Genomic DNA, 18,429 nt, shown 5'->3' on the forward strand with positions numbered 1-18,429 from the left:
GCCGGCCCGGCGGCGCGCCGGAAGGCGCCTCGGCGCCGCCGCGGCAAGCCGCGCAGCCGCCGGCCGCATCGCCGGCGGAGCCGGGCGCGGCGCGCGCGCCAGCGGCGGCGTCCGCGAGCGCGGGCGAGGCCGAGCGCGGGGCTGCCGCGCAGGCGCGGCCGGAGGCGCCGGCGGCGAGCGCGCCGGGCAAGGGCGGCGATCATTGGATCGCGCGCCTGTTCAAGGCGGTCGGCCTCGACAACGAGCACCAGCTGTCGCGGGCGATCGAGAAGGCCGAGCCGAAAGCGCCGCACGCCGCCGCGGGCATCGATCTCGCGTCGCTGCTGGCGGCGGACGATCCGGAGCGGGCCGGTGCGTCGCCGGCGGACGTCAAGAGCCATCCGGCAGCCGACAGCTTGAAGAGCGTGCTGCTGCAGCTGAGCGCCTCGGACGCCGTGCCGGAGCCGCTCCGCGAGCAGGCGCAGCAGGCGCTGCAGCACGTGACGGGACAGCAGCTGCTGCTGTCCCCGGACCGGACGGCGATGCTGACGCACGTCACGATGTTTTTGCCGGTCCGTCACGAGGGCGGCGAAGAGACGGCGGCCGTTCACGTGCAGGCGCGCAAAGGCAAGCGGGGCGAAATCGACGCGCAAAACTGCCGGCTGCTGTTCGATCTGAATATGCGGACGTTGGGTATGACGCTGGTCGACGTCCAAGTGTTCGACCGGCAGGTGTTTTTGCAGGTGCATAACGACAGGCCGTACGTAGGCCCGCTGCTGGAACGGTACCGCGAAGAAATCGAGGAAGGGCTCCGCGTCAACGGCTACCAGTTCGTGTCGCTCAAATGCGCGCCGTTCCCGGCACGTACCGATGCGGAAGGCGGGGCGGCCCACGAAGCGGGAGAAGGGGCGCTCCCGGCTCGACAAGCGTCGGCTTACCGCGTAAAGCCGTACAAAGGGGTGGACGTACGCATATGAGCGGCAAGTCCAACGGACCCGGCCCCAAGAAAGGCGACTCTCCGACCGTCAAAAAAGCGGTAGCCTTGCGCTACATGCCGGAGAGCTATGCGTCGCCGGTCGTCGTCGCCAAAGGAAAGGGCCATGTGGCGGAAACGATTATGCAAAAAGCGAAGGAAGCCGGCGTACCGATGCAGGAAGATCCGTCGCTTGTCGAAGTGCTGTCCAAGCTCGACCTGAATCAGGAAATTCCGCCGGAGCTGTACCAGCTCGTGGCGGAAATATTGAGCTTCGTCTACCGGACCGATTCGAGAGCGAGAGCGGGAAAGGACGGAGGCGGATGACGGACGGCAAACCTAACGGAGACCGGCGCCGTGCGCTCGGCTCGAAGGGAGAGACGATCGCCGCGGACCATTTGGCCGCGGAGGGATACCGGATCGTCGACCGGAACTGGCGGTGCCCGGCCGGCGAAATCGACCTCGTCGCCGAGAAGGACGGGGTGACCGTATTCGTCGAGGTACGCTCCAGAAGAGAGACCGGCACGTTCGGTACGCCGGAGGAATCGGTCGACGCCCGCAAGCAGCGGCGAATCCGGGAAGTCGCGCAAATGTATTTGTACCGCCATAAAGCGTTCGACCGCCGGACGCGATTCGACGTCGTGGCCGTCACGTTCGCGGCGGACGGGTCGTTCGGCAGGCTCAACCATATTCAACAAGCGTTTTGATCCGGGAGAAGTCCGGATCCCATCGAGCCCGGGCTTTTGCGGGCAGCACGGAACAGGCCGTCGGGGACATGCGCCCCAACGGCCTGTTCGGCGTGCGTTCGATCAGCTTTCGTGCGGAATCGAGCATTTGTTGCGGATGAAATGAATTTGGTTTTCCACCCGGTTCAACCGCTCCCGGTCGTCCGAAGACGCGTTCGCCAGCCCGCGGAGCTGTTCCGCCTCCTGCAGCAGCCGGTGCAAGTCGTCTCCCGCGTTCGCGCAGTTATAGTCGCTTTCCAATTGTTCCAGCATCGTCGTCCTCCGTCGTCCTGCAAAATAGTTTGGCGATTGCGTTCGTTATTGTGCGCAAGTACGCGGCGGAGTAAACGTCAAGGGGACGGCGGGGCGGGGCGGCGGAACAGCGCGGTCCACAGAAACGATACGCCGAACCGGTCCGCCGGCTGCTCGACCGGCTTCATCATGCGCATTTCGACGACCTCGAACCGGTTGAAAATCGCCCGAAGCTTCGCATCGTGAAAGCCGAGTCCGCCTCGCAGGCTGTTTTGCCGATAGACGTCCCAGTCCGAAAGCTCGGACGTATACCCGATTCCGCCGGCGAAGCAGGTTAAGCCGAAATGACCGCCGGGCTTGAGCACGCGATCGAGCAGGTCCAAGTACGTTTCCCTGCGATGCGGCGGGACGTGATGGAAGCAGCCGCTGTCGTAGACGATATCGTAGGCGTGGGGAGGGAAGTCGAGCTCGAACGCATTGCCGTGCCGAAAGCGGATGTCCGCCTTCCGCTCGGCGGCTCGATCCCGGGCCCAATCCAGTCCTTTTTGCGACAAGTCGACCGCGTCGACCTCGCATCCGGCTCCGGCCAAATATAAGGCGTTGCGGCCGGGGCCGCAGCCGAGATCGAGCGCCCGACCTGGCCGAAGGCGGCCTTCCTCGAAATGCCGCACCATGTTTTCGTCGGGGGCGTTGACGAAAAACGGGACGTCTTTTTCCCGGTCCTCGTAAAAACGGTCCCACCAGGGCGCTTCCTCGCGCAAAAAGCTGTCCAGCATTCGCAGCACATCTTCGCGCGAGACGATCGATTCCTTTTCTTCAAACGTCTCCTTTTCCATGCTTCCATCACCTCGACATTATAATGAAGAAAAAAATAATTTCTTCATTATAGTGTATTCGAAAAAGGGAGAGCGATTCCTGTACCGTCGGCCGATCAAAGTTGCGAATCGGGGGGATGCGAACGGCGCGGCGGCACCCGTCGCCCTCTCACCCAAACGCTTTCGAGAGCCCCGGGAACAGGTGCACTTCGAACGGGACGACTCCGGAAGTACAATCGGACGTCGACGCGCTGCTGCCGCCGAAACGACCGATTTCGGACGTCAAAACGGGGGCCGTTGTCCGATGCGGTCATCAACGTTATTTATCGGGATGCGCGTTCCGGTCCAAGCAGCGGTACTGCAGCGCCTCGGCGACATGCGGCGTCCCGATGCGGTCGCATTCGTCGAGGTCGGCGATCGTCCGGGCGATTTTCAGCACGCGGTCGTGGGCGCGAACGCTCAAGCCGAGCGCCTCGAACGAGCCCGCCAGCAGTTTCTCGCCTTCCGGCTGCAGCCGGCAATGCTCCCGAAGCATCCGGCCGGTCAGCTCGCCGTTGAAGCGGATGCCGCTGCCGGCGTACCGCTCGCTTTGCCGCCGCAGGGCGCGGGCTACCGTTTCCCTAAGCTCGGCGGACGATACGTTGACGCCCGTCCGCTTCATCGCATCGTACTCGATGCGCGGCACTTCGACGTGCATGTCGATCCGATCGAGCAGCGGGCCGGACATTTTCGACCGATACTGGCGCACCTTCACGGAGCTGCACGTACACGAAGCGTTTGAGGACGAGAACCCCCAATATCCGCACGGGCACGGATTCATCGTAGCCGCCAGCATGAAGTGGCTCGGGAACGTGAACACGGCTCTCGCTCTTCCGATCGTCACCCGCCGGTCTTCGATCGGCTGGCGGAGCACCTCGAGCACGCTGCGGGGAAATTCGGGCATCTCGTCGAGAAACAGTACGCCGCGATGGGCCAGGCTGACCTCACCCGGCTTCGGCACGCTTCCGGCCCCGACGAGACCGCCGGTGGAGATCGTATGGTGCGGGTTGCGGAACGGCCTTTCCCGGATCAACATCGCCCGGTTCCGGATTTGCCCGGCGGCGCTGTACACCTTCGTCACTTCAAGCGATTCTTCGTCCGACAAAGGCGGCAGTATCGAGGGGAGGCGGCGGACGAGCATCGTTTTGCCGGAGCCGGGCGGGCCGACGAATAGGAAGTTGTGCATGCCCGCGGCGGCGATCGTCAAAGCGCGCTTCGCCTGATGCTGGCCGCATACGTCGACAAAATCCTCAACCGTCGCGGCGACGCCGTCCGACAAAAACGGCGCATGTTGTAAACCGCATGAAATATTTATGTCATTAAATAAAGAGGCGCCGTTTTGCTCCAGCAGCCGCTTGACGTTGTCGATGCCGACGATGCGCATCCCTTCGATGAGCGACGCTTCTTCGACGTTTTCGGCGGGCAGGACGACGTCCGTCACGCCGGCCCGCTTCGCCGCATCGACCATCGACAATACGCCGTGAACCGGCCGCAGACTTCCGTCCAGCGACAATTCGCCGATCAGGAGGCACCGTCCGAGCTTCTCCGGCGAAAGCTGGCCGCTTGCGGTCAAGATGCCGACGGCGATCGCGAGATCGAACGAGGCGCCTTCCTTGCGAATATCGGCGGGGGCCAGATTGACCGTGATCCGTTCCATCGGAAAGACGGCTCCGCAGTTTTTGATCGCGGCGCGGACGCGCTCCGTCGATTCGCGCACGGACGAATCCGGCAGGCCGACGATTTGGAAGTAGGGGAGACCGTTGCTGATGTCGATTTCGACGTCGACGATCGTACCGTCGATCCCTTGCAGGCAAGCTCCGAAACATTGGATATACATAACCAAAAACACCTCTTCCTCGGATTGGATCGTGCCGCCTTCGGCGCGATTACGTATCGAATCGGCCGCGGCGGCGCTCGCGAGAAAACAGGTGCTTCCTTGATTTCCGTATTCGCTTGTCGTTCCTTATCATTGACATACTTCGATACGATCCGTCCGAAATCCTTCCGGACAATTTCGATTCATGAAAAAGGATCGGAATGGAGATAATGGAAACCGAGGTGACCAACGATGCAGGAAAAACCTTATTTTTGCCCGAATTGCCGTTCAAACCGGACGAAATTTCGGGTGCTGTTCACGACGAGCCAATCGTTCGTGAAGGAGCCGGTTACGGGATCGATTCACGATATGAACGAGCCGGTCATGATCGAGGAGAGCGAGCCGACGATCGGCTGTCTCGTCTGCGGCTTTACGGGCAACGAGATGCGGTTCGTCAAGCAGGCGGAGCGCGAGCCCCGTCCGATGACTCCGACGAATCCGGCCTACCGGTGACGCGCCGGCCGGGCGGTTCGTACGCGTTGCAATAGCGCAGCCTTTCCGACGCGAAGGATGCGCTATTTCCATGTTTAACCGGATCCGAAATGGGGCTCCGGCACCGATTCCGTCCTTACTTGTCCAAATCAAAAAAACAAGCAATGTTCACAAAAAATTTAGGAAACTGTCGAAAAAACGTGATACAATAAGTAAGGCATTTTTTGGGGTCAACCCCGGACGGGCTATGCGCGATCCGTTCGGGACGGGCGCAAGCCTTAGATCGTTTGTGAGACATTCAAGACAGTTTGATAGGAGGATTCGAGAATGAATATCCACGAGTATCAAGGGAAAGAAGTCCTGAGACAATACGGCGTCAGCGTCCCTCAGGGCAAAGTGGCGTTTTCCGTCGACGAAGCGGTCGAAGCGGCCAAATCGCTCGGTACGCCGGTCGTCGTCGTCAAAGCTCAAATCCACGCAGGCGGCCGCGGCAAAGCGGGCGGCGTCAAGGTTGCGAAAAATCTCGACGAAGTCCGTACATATGCGGAGCAAATTCTCGGGAAAGTGCTCGTGACGCATCAAACCGGACCGGAAGGCAAAGAAGTTAAGCGATTGCTCATCGAGCAAGGCTGCGATATCAAGAAAGAATATTACATCGGCGTCGTCGTCGACCGCGGCACGGGACGCGTCGTCATGATGGCTTCGGAGGAAGGCGGCACGGAAATCGAGGAAGTGGCCGCGCATACGCCGGAGAAAATTTTCAAAGAAGTGATCGACCCGGCGGTAGGGCTGCAGCCGTTCCAAGCGCGCAAGCTCGCTTACGCGATCAACATCCCGGGACCGCTCGTGAACAAAGCGGTTCAATTCATGACGGCTCTCTATACCGCGTTCGTGGATAAGGACTGCTCGATCGCCGAGATCAACCCGCTCGTCGTCACCGGCGACGGCAACGTCATGGCGCTTGACGCCAAATTGAACTTCGATTCCAACGCGCTGTTCCGCCATCCGGACATTTTGGAGCTTCGCGACCTGGACGAAGAAGACGAGAAGGAAATCCAAGCGTCCAAATTCGACTTGAGCTACATCGCGCTCGACGGCAACATCGGCTGTATGGTTAACGGTGCGGGTCTCGCGATGTCGACGATGGACATTATCAAATATTACGGCGGCGAGCCGGCCAACTTCCTTGATGTAGGCGGCGGCGCGACGACCGAGAAAGTAACGGAAGCGTTCAAAATCATTTTGTCCGACCCGAAAGTTAAAGGCATTTTCGTCAACATTTTCGGCGGCATCATGAAGTGCGACGTCATCGCCGACGGCGTCATCGAAGCGGCGAAGCAGCTCGGTCTCGACCGTCCGCTCGTCGTGCGCCTCGAAGGAACGAACGTAGAGCTCGGCAAGAAGAAGCTGAACGAGTCCGGCCTTAATATCGTGGCCGCCGATTCGATGGCCGACGGTGCGCAAAAAATCGTTTCGCTGGTGAAGTAATTTCGAGAGGAGATGAACTACGATGAGCATTTTGATCGATAAAAATACGAAAGTCATCACGCAAAATATGACCGGCAAAACCGGCATGTTCCATACGAAGGGCGGATTGGAGTACGGTACGCAAATGGTCGCGGGAGCGACGCCGGGCAAAGGCGGCACGAACGTCGACTTCTCGCTCGAGAACGGAACGACCGTCACGCTGCCGGTGTTTAACACCGTACTGGAAGCGAAACATGCGACCGGGGCGAACGCCTCCGTCATCTACGTTCCGCCTGCCGGAGCGGCCGACGCGATCATGGAAGCGGTCGACGCCGATCTCGATCTCGTCATTTGCATCACGGAAGGCATCCCGGTTCTCGATATGGTGAAGGTCAGCAAATATATGGAAGGCCGCAGAACGCGTCTGATCGGCCCGAACTGCCCGGGCGTCATTACGCCGGGACAATGCAAAATCGGCATCATGCCGGGCTATATCCACCTGCCGGGCCATGTCGGCGTCGTATCCCGCAGCGGCACGCTGACGTACGAAGCGGTTCATCAGCTGACGACCCGCGGCATCGGCCAATCGACGGCGGTCGGCATCGGCGGCGACCCGGTCAAAGGCTCCGAGTTCATCGACATTTTGAAGCTGTTTAACGAGGATCCGGATACGTACGCGGTCATCATGATCGGCGAAATCGGCGGAACGGCCGAAGAAGAAGCGGCCGAGTGGATCAAGGCGAACATGACGAAGCCGGTCGTCGGCTTCATCGGCGGCCAAACGGCGCCTCCGGGAAAACGGATGGGCCATGCCGGCGCCATCATCTCCGGCGGCAAAGGGACGGCGGCGGAGAAAGTCGCGACGCTCGAAGCTTGCGGCGTCAAAGTCGCCCCGACGCCTTCCGAGATGGGCTCCACGCTCGTCAAGGTGCTCGAGGAAAAAGGCTTGCTCGAGAAGTGCATCGTCAAGAAATAATCGGATAGTGGACGAAGGTAAGCAACCTTCCGCATCCCGGCAACGGGTACGGAAGGTTTTTTCTTTTTCGCTTCATTAACAGGTCTGGACTTCAACTTTTTTGAAAAAGGGAAAGGGGCGCTTTACTTGATCAACGATCGTCATGTATTATTTGGATTGCACGAGTTGGGAGGAATCGGCTGGAAAACGATTCGCCGTCTGGAATCGGCTTTGTCCGGGGCATGGTCCGAGCTGCTTGCGGCGGAGAAGGGAGACCTGCTCGCGTTCGGGCTGAAGCCGGCCATGGCGGACACGATTAAAGACAAGCTGACGCCGGAGCTGATTGCCCGGCGTCTGGAGGAGTACCGGCGCGGCCGCATCTCGTTCATGACCGCGCTCGATGCGGATTATCCGGCGCTGCTGCGTGAAATCGCCCAGCCGCCGTGGGTGCTTTATCTTCGCGGCGACCGCACGCTGCTGGAGCGGTCTTGCATCGCCGTCGTCGGCACCCGTTCGCCTACCGCGTACGGGAGGAAAGCGGCGTACGAGCTGGCGCGGGATTTGTCGGCTTGCGGCGTCTGCGTCGTCAGCGGGCTCGCCCGCGGCATCGACGCTTGCGCGCACCGGGGCGCCTTGACGGAATACGGATCGACGGCCGCCGTGCTCGGCTGCGGTCTCGATACGATTTACCCTTCTGAAAACGCTTCCTTGTATGCGGAAATTGCCGAAAAAGGGGTTTTGGTGACGGAATATCCGCTCGGCACCCGGCTGCACGCGGGACTTTTTCCCCAGCGGAACCGGATCATCGCCGGGCTTTGCTTGGGCACGCTCGTCGTGGAGGCGGCGGAGCGGAGCGGCTCGCTTATTACGGCCGATCAGGCGCTGGAGCAGTCGCGCGACGTCTTCGCCGTACCGGGACCGATCACGTCGGCGAAAAGCGCGGGCACTCTCGAGCTGATCCGACAAGGCGCCAAAATGGTCGCCAGCGCGGAACATATTTTGGAGGAGTATAACGGACTGGCGCAATTGGGTCATACTAGGAAGGAAGCCGCTTCCGGACCGGACCCGTCCTTGTCCGCGGACGAGCGGAAATTGCTCGGCTTGATGTCCGCCGCGCCGGTGACGACCGACGAGCTGGTGGAGCTTTCCGGATTTGAGTTTGGACATTTGCATTCAGTTCTGTTAAATTTAACTTTGAAAAAAAAGATTGTACCATTACCGGGATCGTCGTACGCGTCGCTGTAACAGCAAAGGCGCTTGCGACGTAAGTATACGTATAAGCGAAGTCAGACAGGAAGTTGGAGAGGGGAGGAAGGCGAGCCTATGGCGGATTCGTTGGTTATTGTGGAATCGCCCGCAAAAGCGAAGACGATCGGCAAATATTTGGGAAGCAAGTTTATCGTAAAAGCGTCCATGGGTCATATCCGGGACCTTCCCAAAAGCCAGATCGGCGTCGAGATCGAAAAACAGTTCGAACCGAAATATATTACGATCCGCGGCAAAGGGTCCGTGCTGAAAGAGCTGAAGGATGCGAGCCGCAAAGTGAAAAACATTTATCTCGCGGCCGACCCCGACCGCGAAGGCGAAGCGATCGCCTGGCACTTGGCGCATTATCTAGAGCTGAACGAAGGGGAGCCGTGCCGCGTCGTTTTCAACGAAATTACGAAGCAGGCGGTGAAAGACGCGTTCAAGCAGCCGAGGCCGATCGATATGGACCTCGTCAACGCGCAGCAGGCGCGCCGCATCTTGGACCGTCTCGTCGGCTACAAAATCAGCCCGCTGCTATGGAAAAAAGTGAAGAAGGGGCTGTCGGCCGGCCGCGTGCAATCGGTTGCCGTCAAGCTCATCATCGACCGGGAAAACGAGATCAAGGCGTTCATTCCGGAGGAATATTGGTCGATTACCGCAGCGCTGTCCGTTAACGGCACCGAGTTCGAGGCGAAGTTTTACGGCGCGGACGGCGAGAAGAAGGAGCTTAACCGCGAAGCGGACGTTCAGGACATTTTGAAGCGGATCGAGAAAGCGGAATTCGTCGTCGGCGAAGTGAAGGAGAAGGAGCGGCAGCGCAATCCGGCTCCGCCGTTCATTACGAGCTCGCTTCAACAGGAAGCGGCGCGCAAGCTGAACTTCCGCGCGGCCAAAACGATGCAGGTGGCGCAGCAGCTGTACGAGGGGATCGACCTCGGCAAGGAAGGAACGGTCGGCCTCATTACGTACATGCGTACCGACTCGACCCGCATATCGCCCGTCGCCCAGGAAGAGGCGAAAGCTTTTATCGAGACGACGTACGGGCCCGAGTATTACCCGGAAACGCCGCGCGTTTATTTGAAGAAAAACGCGAACGCCCAGGACGCACACGAAGCGATTCGTCCGACGTCGATCGCGAAGACGCCGGAAGAAGTGAAAAGCTTTTTGAGCCGCGACCAGTACCGGCTTTATAAACTCGTCTGGGAACGGTTCGTCGCGAGCCAGATGGCGTCCGCCGTCCTGGACACGATGACCGTCGACATTCACGCGGGAGACGTCATCTTCCGCGCCGTCGGCTCGAAGGTCAAGTTCGCCGGCTTCATGAAGGTGTACGTCGAAGGGAACGACGACGGCACGGCCTCCGACGGCGACGACAAATTTTTGCCGCCGCTCAAGGTCGGCGACAAGCTGGGGCGGAACGGGATCGAGCCGAAGCAGCATTTCACGCAGCCGCCCCCCCGCTATTCGGAAGCCCGGCTCGTCCGCGCGCTCGAGGAGATGGGGATCGGACGTCCGAGCACGTACGCCCCGACGCTGGAGACGGTGCAGAAGCGCGGCTACGTCGCGATGGAAGAGAAGAAATTCGTGCCGACCGAGCTCGGCGAGCTCGTCATTCAGCTGATGGCCGAGTTTTTCCCGGAAATTTTGAACGTCGAATTTACGGCGCACATGGAGGAAGAGCTCGACTTCGTCGAAGAAGGCAAGGTCGATTGGGTGAAGGTGCTGGACGAATTTTATTCGACGTTCGAGAAGCGGCTCGAAGTGGCCGAGGAAGAAATGAAGGAAGTCGAAATCCAGGACGAAGTGACCGACGTGCTGTGCGAGAAGTGCGGCCGGAATATGGTGATCAAGATGGGCCGGTTCGGCAAGTTTCTGGCATGCTCCGGGTTCCCGGACTGCCGCAACGCGAAGCCGATCGTCAAGGAGGTCGGCGTCACATGTCCGAAATGCAAGCAGGGCAACGTCGTCGAGCGTCGGAGCAAAAAAGGCCGCATCTTCTACGGCTGCGACCAATACCCGGGCTGCGACTACGTTTCCTGGGATAAGCCGTCCGACAAGCCCTGCCCGAATTGCAGCAACGTTCTCGTCGAGAAATATGCCAAGTCCGGCTCCCATTTGCATTGTACGGAGTGCGGTTATAAAGAAGACATGCAGCAGGCGGATGCCGACGGCGACGCCGACGATTGAAGCCCGCTCCGGGCGGCCGGGCGGCGGTTGGAACCGAGCGGCCGCCTAAGGTGCGGAACGCAAGAAGCTGGAGGTTGGACCATTGACTAACGCAAGCAAAGTGACCGTCATCGGCGCCGGCTTGGCCGGCAGCGAGGCGGCATGGCAAATCGCCAAGCAGGGCGTGCCGGTCGTGCTGTACGAAATGCGTCCGGTGCGCAAAACGCCCGCTCATATTACAGATCAATTCGCCGAGCTCGTCTGCAGCAACTCGCTTCGCGCCAACGGACTGACGAACGCCGTAGGCGTCTTAAAGGAAGAAATGCGCCGGATGGATTCGCTGATCATGCGCTGCGCGGACAAGCATGCCGTGCCGGCGGGCGGAGCGCTCGCCGTCGACCGGGACGGCTTCTCCGGCGAAGTGACGTCGTCGCTTCGCAACCATCCGCTCATCGAAGTGCGCAACGAGGAGCTGACCGAGCTGCCGGACGGCATTACGGTCGTCGCCACGGGGCCGCTTACGTCGCCCGCGCTCTCGGAGCTGCTCAAGCGGCTGACGGGTGAAGATTATTTGTATTTCTACGACGCGGCCGCGCCGATCGTGGAGAAAGATTCGATCGACATGAGCAAAGTGTATTTGGCTTCCCGGTACGACAAGGGGGAAGCCGCTTACTTGAATTGCCCGATGACCGAGGAGGAGTTCGACGTTTTTCACGAGGCGCTCGTGTCGGCGGAGACGGCACCGGTCAAGGAGTTCGAGAAAGAGATTTACTTCGAAGGCTGCATGCCGATCGAGGTGATGGCGAGACGCGGCCGCCAAACCGTCTTGTTCGGGCCGATGAAGCCGGTCGGCCTCGTCAATCCGCATACGGGCAAGCTGCCGTTCGCGGTCGTTCAGCTTCGCCAGGACAATGCGGCGGGCACGCTGTTCAATCTGGTCGGCTTCCAGACCCATCTGAAGTGGGGGGAGCAAAAGCGCGTATTCTCGCTCATACCCGGGCTGGAGAATGCCGAGTTCGTCCGTTACGGCGTTATGCATCGCAATACGTTCATCTGCTCGCCGAAGCTGCTGAAGCCGACTTACCAGTTCAAGCAGCGCGACGATTTGTTCTTCGCCGGCCAGATGACGGGTGTCGAAGGCTACGTCGAATCGGCCGCTTCCGGCCTGATCGCCGGTTTGAACGCCGGACGGATGGCGCTCGGCCAGCCTTGCGTCGTCCTTCCGCCGGAATCGACGCTCGGCAGTATGGCCCATTACATCACGTCGGCCGATCCGAATCATTTTCAGCCGATGAACGCCAATTTCGGCTTGCTCCCGCCGCTCGGACAAAAAATTCGCGACAAGAAGCGTAAAAACGAGCTGCTGGCCGAACGCGCGCTTGAAACAATTCAGAATTTTTCATATAATGTACACAATTTCGCTTGTCAATGATCGGCTTTTTATGGTACGATGAACATGTTTTGTAATAAGCATCATTCTTATATGAAACTTTATTTCAACAACAAGCAGCCGAATACAAGAAACAGCAGCAAATCCGCCGATTGATGCTGTTTCTTGCATTTTGCGGACACTTGACGTGCATAATGCGCGGACAAACGATATACATAGAACGATGGAGCGATTTCGGATTACGCAAGGAGGGATTGGACGATGGGCGATTTTCACGCTACGACGATATTCGCGATCCGGCACGAAGGCAAAGGGGCGATCGCCGGCGACGGGCAAGTGACGTTCGGCAACAGCATGGTCATGAAGTCGCAAGCGAAAAAAGTGCGGCGCCTGTATCGGGGCAAGGTGGTGGCCGGATTCGCCGGCTCCGTCGCCGATGCGGTGACGCTGTTCGAGAAGTTCGAGGCGAAGCTCGAGGAGCATCAGGGCAATTTGCTCCGCGCGGCCGTCGAGCTGGCGAAGGACTGGCGGTCCGACCGCGTGCTCCGGCGCCTCGAGGCGATGATGATCGTCATGGATGCGCAAAGCTTGCTGCTCATATCCGGCAACGGCGAAATTATCGAGCCGGACGACGGCATTCTCGCCATCGGCTCGGGAGGCAGCTTCGCGCTGGCGGCCGGACGCGCCCTGAAACGGTTCGCGCCGCAGCTGACGGCGAGCGAGATCGCGAAAGCGTCGCTCGAAACCGCGGCCGATATATGCGTATTCACGAACCGGAATATCATTGTGGAAGAAATATAACGCATGAAACCGGGAGGGACTTCCATGGACAACCGCGCTCTGACGCCCAGACAAATCGTCGCGGAGCTCGATAAATATATCGTCGGCCAGAAGCAGGCGAAAAAATCGGTCGCCATCGCGCTGCGCAATCGGTATCGCCGCAGCCAGCTTCCCGAATCGATCCGGGACGAGATCGTCCCGAAAAACATTTTGATGATCGGTCCGACCGGCGTCGGCAAAACGGAAATTGCGCGCCGGCTGGCGAAGCTCGTCAATGCGCCGTTCGTCAAGGTCGAAGCGACGAAATTTACGGAGGTCGGCTACGTCGGCCGCGACGTCGAATCGATGGTCCGCGATCTCGTCGAGACGTCCATCCGGATGGTCAAGTCGGAGAAGACGGAGAAGCTGAAAGACCGCGCCGAGCAGCTGGCGAACGAACGGATCGTCGCCCTGCTCGTCCCCTCGCCGGCGGCGGCCAAATCGCAACGCAACCCGCTCGAGATGCTGTTCGGCGGACAACAGCAGCCGCCCGCGGACAAGGAGGAAACCGATCAGGGCATTCTCCAGCGGCGCCAGGAAGCGAAAGAGAAGCTCGCCCGCGGCGAGCTGGAGGATCGGGTCATCGAGATCGAAATCGAGGATACGGCCCCTTCGATGCTCGACATGTTCGCCGGCCAAGGCAACGAGCAGATGGGGATGAACATGCAGGAGATGTTCGGCAGCTTGATGCCGAAGCGGACGAAGAAGCGCAAGCTGCCGGTCAAGGAAGCGCGGCAGGTGCTCATTCAGGAGGAAGCGCAAAAGCTGATCGATATGGACGAGGTCGTTCAAGAGTCGATCAAGCGGGCGGAGCAGTCGGGCATCATTTTCATCGACGAAATCGACAAAATCGCCAGCTCCGGACGTGGAGGAGGCCCCGACGTCTCCCGGGAGGGCGTGCAGCGGGACATCCTGCCGATCGTGGAAGGGTCGACGATCATGACGAAGTACGGGCCGGTCAAGACGGACTACGTCCTGTTCATCGCGGCCGGCGCGTTCCATATCGCCAAGCCGTCGGACCTCATTCCCGAGCTGCAGGGACGGTTCCCGATCCGCGTCGAGCTGACGAACCTGACCGAGGACGATTTCGTGCTCATCTTGAAAGAACCGCAAAATGCGCTGACGAAGCAGTATACGGCGCTGCTCGAAACGGAAGGGATCCGGGTCGACTTCTCGGACGCCTCGATCCGCGAGCTGGCGAAAATCGCCGCCGAGGTGAACCAGCATACCGACAATATCGGTGCGCGCAGGCTGCATACGATATTGGAGAAGCTGCTGGAGGATTTGTCGTTTGAAGCGCCGGACATTACGCTCGATCGTATCGAGATTACGCCGGAATACGTACGGGAGAAGGTGGCGGGCATCGCGCAAAATCGCGATCTGAGCCAATACATTTTGTAGGCGTCGATACTCCCCGGGAGGATGAATCATGAGTTTATTGAGCAAGACAAGAAGTTTGAACCGATTGCTGCAAAAAGCGGCCGGCAACGCCGTCAGCTTCATGGAAATGTCCGAGGTGCTGCGCGACCTGATCGCGGCGGACATTTTCGTCATCAGCCGCAAAGGCAAAATATTGGGGTACGCCACCGTCGGTCCGTTCCAAACGGATACGCTTCGCGAGATGATCGCGGAAAACCGGCGGCTGCCGGAGGAGTACAACAACATCTTGAAGCGGATCGAGGAGACGACGTCGAACGGCGAGCCCGACAGCCCGTATCACCGGTTTACGGAAAGCATTCACGCGTTTTTCGGTCAAGACCGGGTGACGATCATCCCGATCATCGGCGGTGGAGACCGGCTCGGCACGGTCGTATTGGCACGCGGCGGCAACGCCTTCATCGACGACGACCTGATCATGGCGGAATACGGCTCGACCATTATCGGCATGGAAATTTTGCGCGAGCACGCCGAGGAAATCGAGCTCGACGCCCGCAGCAAGGCGGTCGTGCAGGTGGCCGTCAACTCGTTGTCCTACAGCGAAATGGAGGCCGTCGACCATATTATCGACGAGCTGAAGGAGAAGGAAGGTCTTCTCGTCGCGAGCAAAATCGCGGATCGCGTAGGCATAACCCGGTCGGTGATCGTCAACGCGCTGCGCAAGCTGGAAAGCGCGGGCGTTATCGAGACGAGATCGCTCGGCATGAAAGGAACGTACATCAAAATATTGAACGACCAGCTCGTGCAAAGCGTGGCGAACGCCAGAGCGTAACGAGCGGCGGTATGACCGAAGCCCTGTCTTTGAAAAAGATAGGGCTTTTTACTTATTGTAAACTTTGTTGTATACATTCAAGATATAGATGGTTTGTATGCATAGGAAATAGATGCCATGTATACAACAGGAATAGACATTTGCCAATATATTTTTTTGGTGAATAAGTCGAAAAAAGAAGGAATACAGTCGGGTGTGAAGAATACATTACTTAACTTTTTACGCGAAAGTGGGTATTTGGAATGGCTTTTTGGGACACCCGAAGCCTTGGGCTAATGGAAAGGACGTTGGACGCCGCCACATTTCGACAAAAAGTGATCGCGAACAACGTCGCCAACGTAGACACGCCTTACTTCAAACGGTCGGACGTCCTGTTCGAGGAATTGTTGCAGAAGGAATTGACAAAAACGTCGATCCAAGGACGCAGGACCGATCCTCGTCATATCCCGATCGGGCGGTCGACGGCGCCGCTTGCGCCGGAAGTCGCGACAGACGTCAACACGATGATGAACAACAACTTGAACAACGTCGATATCGATTACGAAATGTCGCTGATGGCCAAAAACCAGCTCCGCTACAATGTATTGATCGGACAAGTCAGCCACGATTTGAAAAATTACCGCACAGCGTTGAACGGGGGAAGATGATAATTGAAACTGACCAACGGATTCGACATTAGCTCTTCCGCCCTAACGGCGCAACGGTTTCGGATGGACGTCATCTCCTCGAATATGGCGAATGCCGACACGACCCGCGGCAAGCTGGTCGACGGACGGTGGGTGCCTTACCAACGCAAAATCGTCTCGATGGAAGCGAAGGAGCCCGCGCCATTCTCCCAATACTTGCAAGCCTCGATGAACAGCGCGACCGGGCAAGGCGTTCGAGTTTCGCGCGTCTTCGAAGACGAGGCACCATTCAAGCAAGTATACAACCCTACCCACCCGGATGCCGACGAACGGGGCTACGTGCAGATGCCCAACGTCGACATCCTGAAAGAGATGGTCGACCTGATGTCGGCCACGCGTTCGTACGAAGCGAACGTTACCGCCTTGAACGCAACCAAATCGATGATTACGAAAGCATTGGAAATCGGCAAATGATGCTGCAGACATAATACGGGGGGTTCCGCCGCATGATCGAACAAATCGGATTTTTGCCCAAAAAACCGCTCGTTACGTTGGATTCGAATCCGAGCAAAGAGACCGGGGCCGCTCAAATCGCCAAAGACTTCGGTTCGTTTCTGAACGACGCGATGACCAATTTGAACAAGCAGCAAGCGGCAGTCGATACATTGAACGACAAGTTCGTTACCGGAGAAGTCGCCGATGCGCACCAGCTGACGATCGCGGCCGAAAAGCTGTCCTTGAGCCTGGAGATGACCGTACAGCTTCGCAACAAGGTCATCGAGGCTTACCAGGAAATCATGAGGACGCAAATTTAACCGTGATCGGTAGACGCAGCAGCAGATTCCCGGATGGGGTGACGAAGTGAACGAGACATTGGTCCAATATCGGGACAAGGCGACTCAATATTGGAAACAGCTGAGCAAAAATCAAAAATATATGGTACTCGGGACGATCGTGATCCTGGTGGCGGTCGTCATCCTGACCTCGATCAACTTATCGAAAACGGAGTATGCAACGGCGTTCACCAACTTGCAGCCGAACGACGCCGCCAACATAAAAAAATATTTGGACGATTCGAAAATTCCATATCAGCTCGGAGCGGACGGGAAAACGATCGCCGTACCGGCAAGCGAAGCCGCCTCGATCAAGCTGGAGGTCGAGTCCCAAGGGCTTAACAAGAGCGGGTCGCTCGGGTACGGAGCGTTCGAGGGAAGCAATACGTTCGGAATGTCGGACAACGAGTTCAACGTGAAGCTGATAAACGCCATGCAGGGCGAAATCCAGCAAATGTTCAACCAGATCAACGGCGTGGCCAGTTCCAAAGTCCTGATCACGGTGCCGAAGGAAAGCGCGTTTTTGTCGACGCAGCCGCAGGAATCGACGGCATCCGTCGTCCTGAACATCGAGAACGGATACCGGTTCGAGCAGCCGCAAATCGACACGATGTACAATCTGGTCGCGAAGACGATCCCGAAGCTGAAGTACGAGAACATTACGATCTCGAACCAGAACGGCGAGCTTCTGCCCTACTCGAAGACGAACGGGGCGATTGCGGGCACGTCGGGCCAAATTCAGCAGCAGTTCCAAATCAAAAATCAGTTCCAAAACGACTTGCAAAAAAATATAATGAGCTTATTGGGTAAAATGTACGCCCCGAACAAAGTCGTCGTCAGCGTTATTTCGACACTGAATTTCGACCAGAAGACGAGTAAGCAAAACCTCGTGACGCCGGTCAACACGGCAGACAACAAAGGGATCGAAATCAGCGTGCAGGAGAACAACAAATCGCAGTCGAGCAACGGAGCGACGAACGGCGGCGTACCGGGAACGGGCACGACGGACGTGCCGACCTACCAGGGCGGACAAAACGCCGGCGGACAATCGCAATCGGAAGAAACGAACAAGATCGTCAATTACGAAGTGAACCGGATTACGAACGACATTGTTTCGAGTCCTTTTGTCGTAAAAGATTTGTCGATAAGTGTCGGAATCGAGCCGCCCATTAAGGACGATCCGAATTCGCTGACCCAGGAAATGAAGGATAACATCCAAAAAACGCTCGTCAGCATCGTCTCCGCGTCGCTTGCCGACAGCGGCCAGACGCTGACCGAAGCGGATATCGCCCGAAAAGTGACGTTGTTCGCCCAGCCTTTCGCGGCATCGACGGCTGCGGAGCAGGCGGGCATCAATTATTGGATGTGGGGCGGGATCGGCGTAGCGGCCATGGCGCTCGCGGGCGTCGCCGGCTTCATGATCCGCCGTCGGAAGCAGAGGGAGCTCGAGCTTGTCGAGGAAGAGCTGCCGCCGCCGACCAAGATGGAACTGCCGACGATCGATATCGAAAACGTAACGAACGAAAGCCAAGTCCGCAAGCAATTGGAAGGACTGGCGAAGAAAAAACCGGAAGAATTCGTAAACTTGCTGCGCACCTGGCTAGTCGATGAATAGGAGGGGACCT

At 58.5% G+C, this 18,429-nt stretch carries 18 protein-coding genes and 1 pseudogene; 16 read left to right on the top strand and 3 right to left on the bottom strand.

Annotation, left to right across the window (positions count from 1 at the left end):
• From DLM86_RS32265 to DLM86_RS29335, 3 genes and pseudogenes are all read left to right on the top strand, one after another.
• Positions 1–956: pseudogene (locus DLM86_RS32265) on the top strand (hypothetical protein); the annotation flags it as partial.
• Complete coding sequence (locus DLM86_RS29330) at positions 953–1,279, top strand: EscU/YscU/HrcU family type III secretion system export apparatus switch protein (RefSeq protein ID WP_110843610.1); 327 nt, start codon at positions 953–955, stop codon at positions 1,277–1,279. The pseudogene DLM86_RS32265 and the gene DLM86_RS29330, both read left to right, overlap by 4 nt.
• Positions 1,276–1,659 (top strand): YraN family protein, encoded by a 384-nt coding sequence (locus DLM86_RS29335; protein WP_110843611.1) that lies wholly within the window; start codon positions 1,276–1,278, stop codon positions 1,657–1,659. Before DLM86_RS29330 ends, DLM86_RS29335 begins: the two co-directional genes overlap by 4 nt.
• A gap of 102 nt (positions 1,660–1,761) precedes the next feature.
• On the opposite strand, the gene DLM86_RS29340 is transcribed toward DLM86_RS29335, so the two are convergent.
• The 3 genes from DLM86_RS29340 to DLM86_RS29350 form a co-directional block, all read right to left on the bottom strand.
• On the bottom strand, positions 1,762–1,950 hold the full coding sequence (locus DLM86_RS29340) for a DUF2524 domain-containing protein (RefSeq protein ID WP_110843612.1): 189 nt from the start codon (positions 1,948–1,950) through the stop codon (positions 1,762–1,764).
• 77 nt (positions 1,951–2,027) lie between these two features.
• Positions 2,028–2,765: a class I SAM-dependent methyltransferase gene (locus DLM86_RS29345; RefSeq protein WP_110843613.1), complete on the bottom strand. Its 738-nt coding sequence runs from the start codon at positions 2,763–2,765 to the stop codon at positions 2,028–2,030.
• Between the two features lie 298 nt (positions 2,766–3,063).
• A complete protein-coding gene (locus tag DLM86_RS29350; RefSeq protein ID WP_110843614.1) occupies positions 3,064–4,620 on the bottom strand; it encodes a YifB family Mg chelatase-like AAA ATPase in 1,557 nt (518 codons plus the stop codon).
• A 231-nt stretch (positions 4,621–4,851) separates the two neighbouring features.
• Here DLM86_RS29350 and DLM86_RS29355 point away from each other — a divergent pair, with 231 nt between their 5' ends.
• From DLM86_RS29355 to fliF, 13 genes are all read left to right on the top strand, one after another.
• Positions 4,852–5,112 (top strand): hypothetical protein, encoded by a 261-nt coding sequence (locus tag DLM86_RS29355; RefSeq protein WP_110843615.1) that lies wholly within the window; start codon positions 4,852–4,854, stop codon positions 5,110–5,112.
• 306 nt (positions 5,113–5,418) lie between these two features.
• Complete coding sequence (gene sucC / locus DLM86_RS29360) at positions 5,419–6,579, top strand: ADP-forming succinate--CoA ligase subunit beta (RefSeq protein WP_110843616.1); 1,161 nt, start codon at positions 5,419–5,421, stop codon at positions 6,577–6,579.
• A gap of 22 nt (positions 6,580–6,601) precedes the next feature.
• Positions 6,602–7,534 carry a succinate--CoA ligase subunit alpha gene (gene sucD, locus DLM86_RS29365; protein ID WP_110843617.1) on the top strand — a complete coding sequence of 311 codons (933 nt, stop codon included), beginning with the start codon at positions 6,602–6,604 and terminating at the stop codon, positions 7,532–7,534.
• 126 nt (positions 7,535–7,660) lie between these two features.
• The gene (gene dprA, locus DLM86_RS29370) at positions 7,661–8,758 is read left to right on the top strand and encodes a DNA-processing protein DprA (protein ID WP_342773126.1); all 1,098 of its coding nucleotides are present in this window, start codon (positions 7,661–7,663) and stop codon (positions 8,756–8,758) included.
• 78 nt (positions 8,759–8,836) lie between these two features.
• The gene (gene topA, locus DLM86_RS29375; protein WP_110843618.1) at positions 8,837–10,948 is read left to right on the top strand and encodes a type I DNA topoisomerase; all 2,112 of its coding nucleotides are present in this window, start codon (positions 8,837–8,839) and stop codon (positions 10,946–10,948) included.
• An 82-nt stretch (positions 10,949–11,030) separates the two neighbouring features.
• On the top strand, positions 11,031–12,359 hold the full coding sequence (trmFO, locus tag DLM86_RS29380; RefSeq protein WP_110843619.1) for an FADH(2)-oxidizing methylenetetrahydrofolate--tRNA-(uracil(54)-C(5))-methyltransferase TrmFO: 1,329 nt from the start codon (positions 11,031–11,033) through the stop codon (positions 12,357–12,359).
• Between the two features lie 219 nt (positions 12,360–12,578).
• Entirely contained in the window at positions 12,579–13,118 is a 540-nt protein-coding gene (gene hslV, locus DLM86_RS29385; protein ID WP_110843620.1) for an ATP-dependent protease subunit HslV, read from the top strand.
• Between the two features lie 24 nt (positions 13,119–13,142).
• On the top strand, positions 13,143–14,537 hold the full coding sequence (gene hslU / locus DLM86_RS29390; protein WP_110843621.1) for an ATP-dependent protease ATPase subunit HslU: 1,395 nt from the start codon (positions 13,143–13,145) through the stop codon (positions 14,535–14,537).
• 28 nt (positions 14,538–14,565) lie between these two features.
• Positions 14,566–15,345, top strand: coding sequence for a GTP-sensing pleiotropic transcriptional regulator CodY (gene codY, locus DLM86_RS29395; protein WP_110843622.1), 780 nt, complete (start codon positions 14,566–14,568; stop codon positions 15,343–15,345).
• A 242-nt stretch (positions 15,346–15,587) separates the two neighbouring features.
• Positions 15,588–15,992, top strand: a complete 405-nt coding sequence (gene flgB, locus DLM86_RS29400) for a flagellar basal body rod protein FlgB (RefSeq protein ID WP_110843623.1) — start codon at positions 15,588–15,590, stop codon at positions 15,990–15,992.
• A 3-nt stretch (positions 15,993–15,995) separates the two neighbouring features.
• A complete protein-coding gene (gene flgC, locus DLM86_RS29405; RefSeq protein ID WP_110843624.1) occupies positions 15,996–16,445 on the top strand; it encodes a flagellar basal body rod protein FlgC in 450 nt (149 codons plus the stop codon).
• A 32-nt stretch (positions 16,446–16,477) separates the two neighbouring features.
• Entirely contained in the window at positions 16,478–16,786 is a 309-nt protein-coding gene (gene fliE / locus DLM86_RS29410) for a flagellar hook-basal body complex protein FliE (RefSeq protein ID WP_110843625.1), read from the top strand.
• A 46-nt stretch (positions 16,787–16,832) separates the two neighbouring features.
• Complete coding sequence (fliF, locus tag DLM86_RS29415; RefSeq protein WP_110843626.1) at positions 16,833–18,419, top strand: flagellar basal-body MS-ring/collar protein FliF; 1,587 nt, start codon at positions 16,833–16,835, stop codon at positions 18,417–18,419.
• The last annotated feature ends 10 nt before the right edge of the window (positions 18,420–18,429 follow it).

This window comes from Paenibacillus flagellatus (genome assembly GCF_003217775.1).
In the GTDB taxonomy this organism is placed as follows: domain Bacteria; phylum Bacillota; class Bacilli; order Paenibacillales; family NBRC-103111; genus Paenibacillus_AB; species Paenibacillus_AB flagellatus.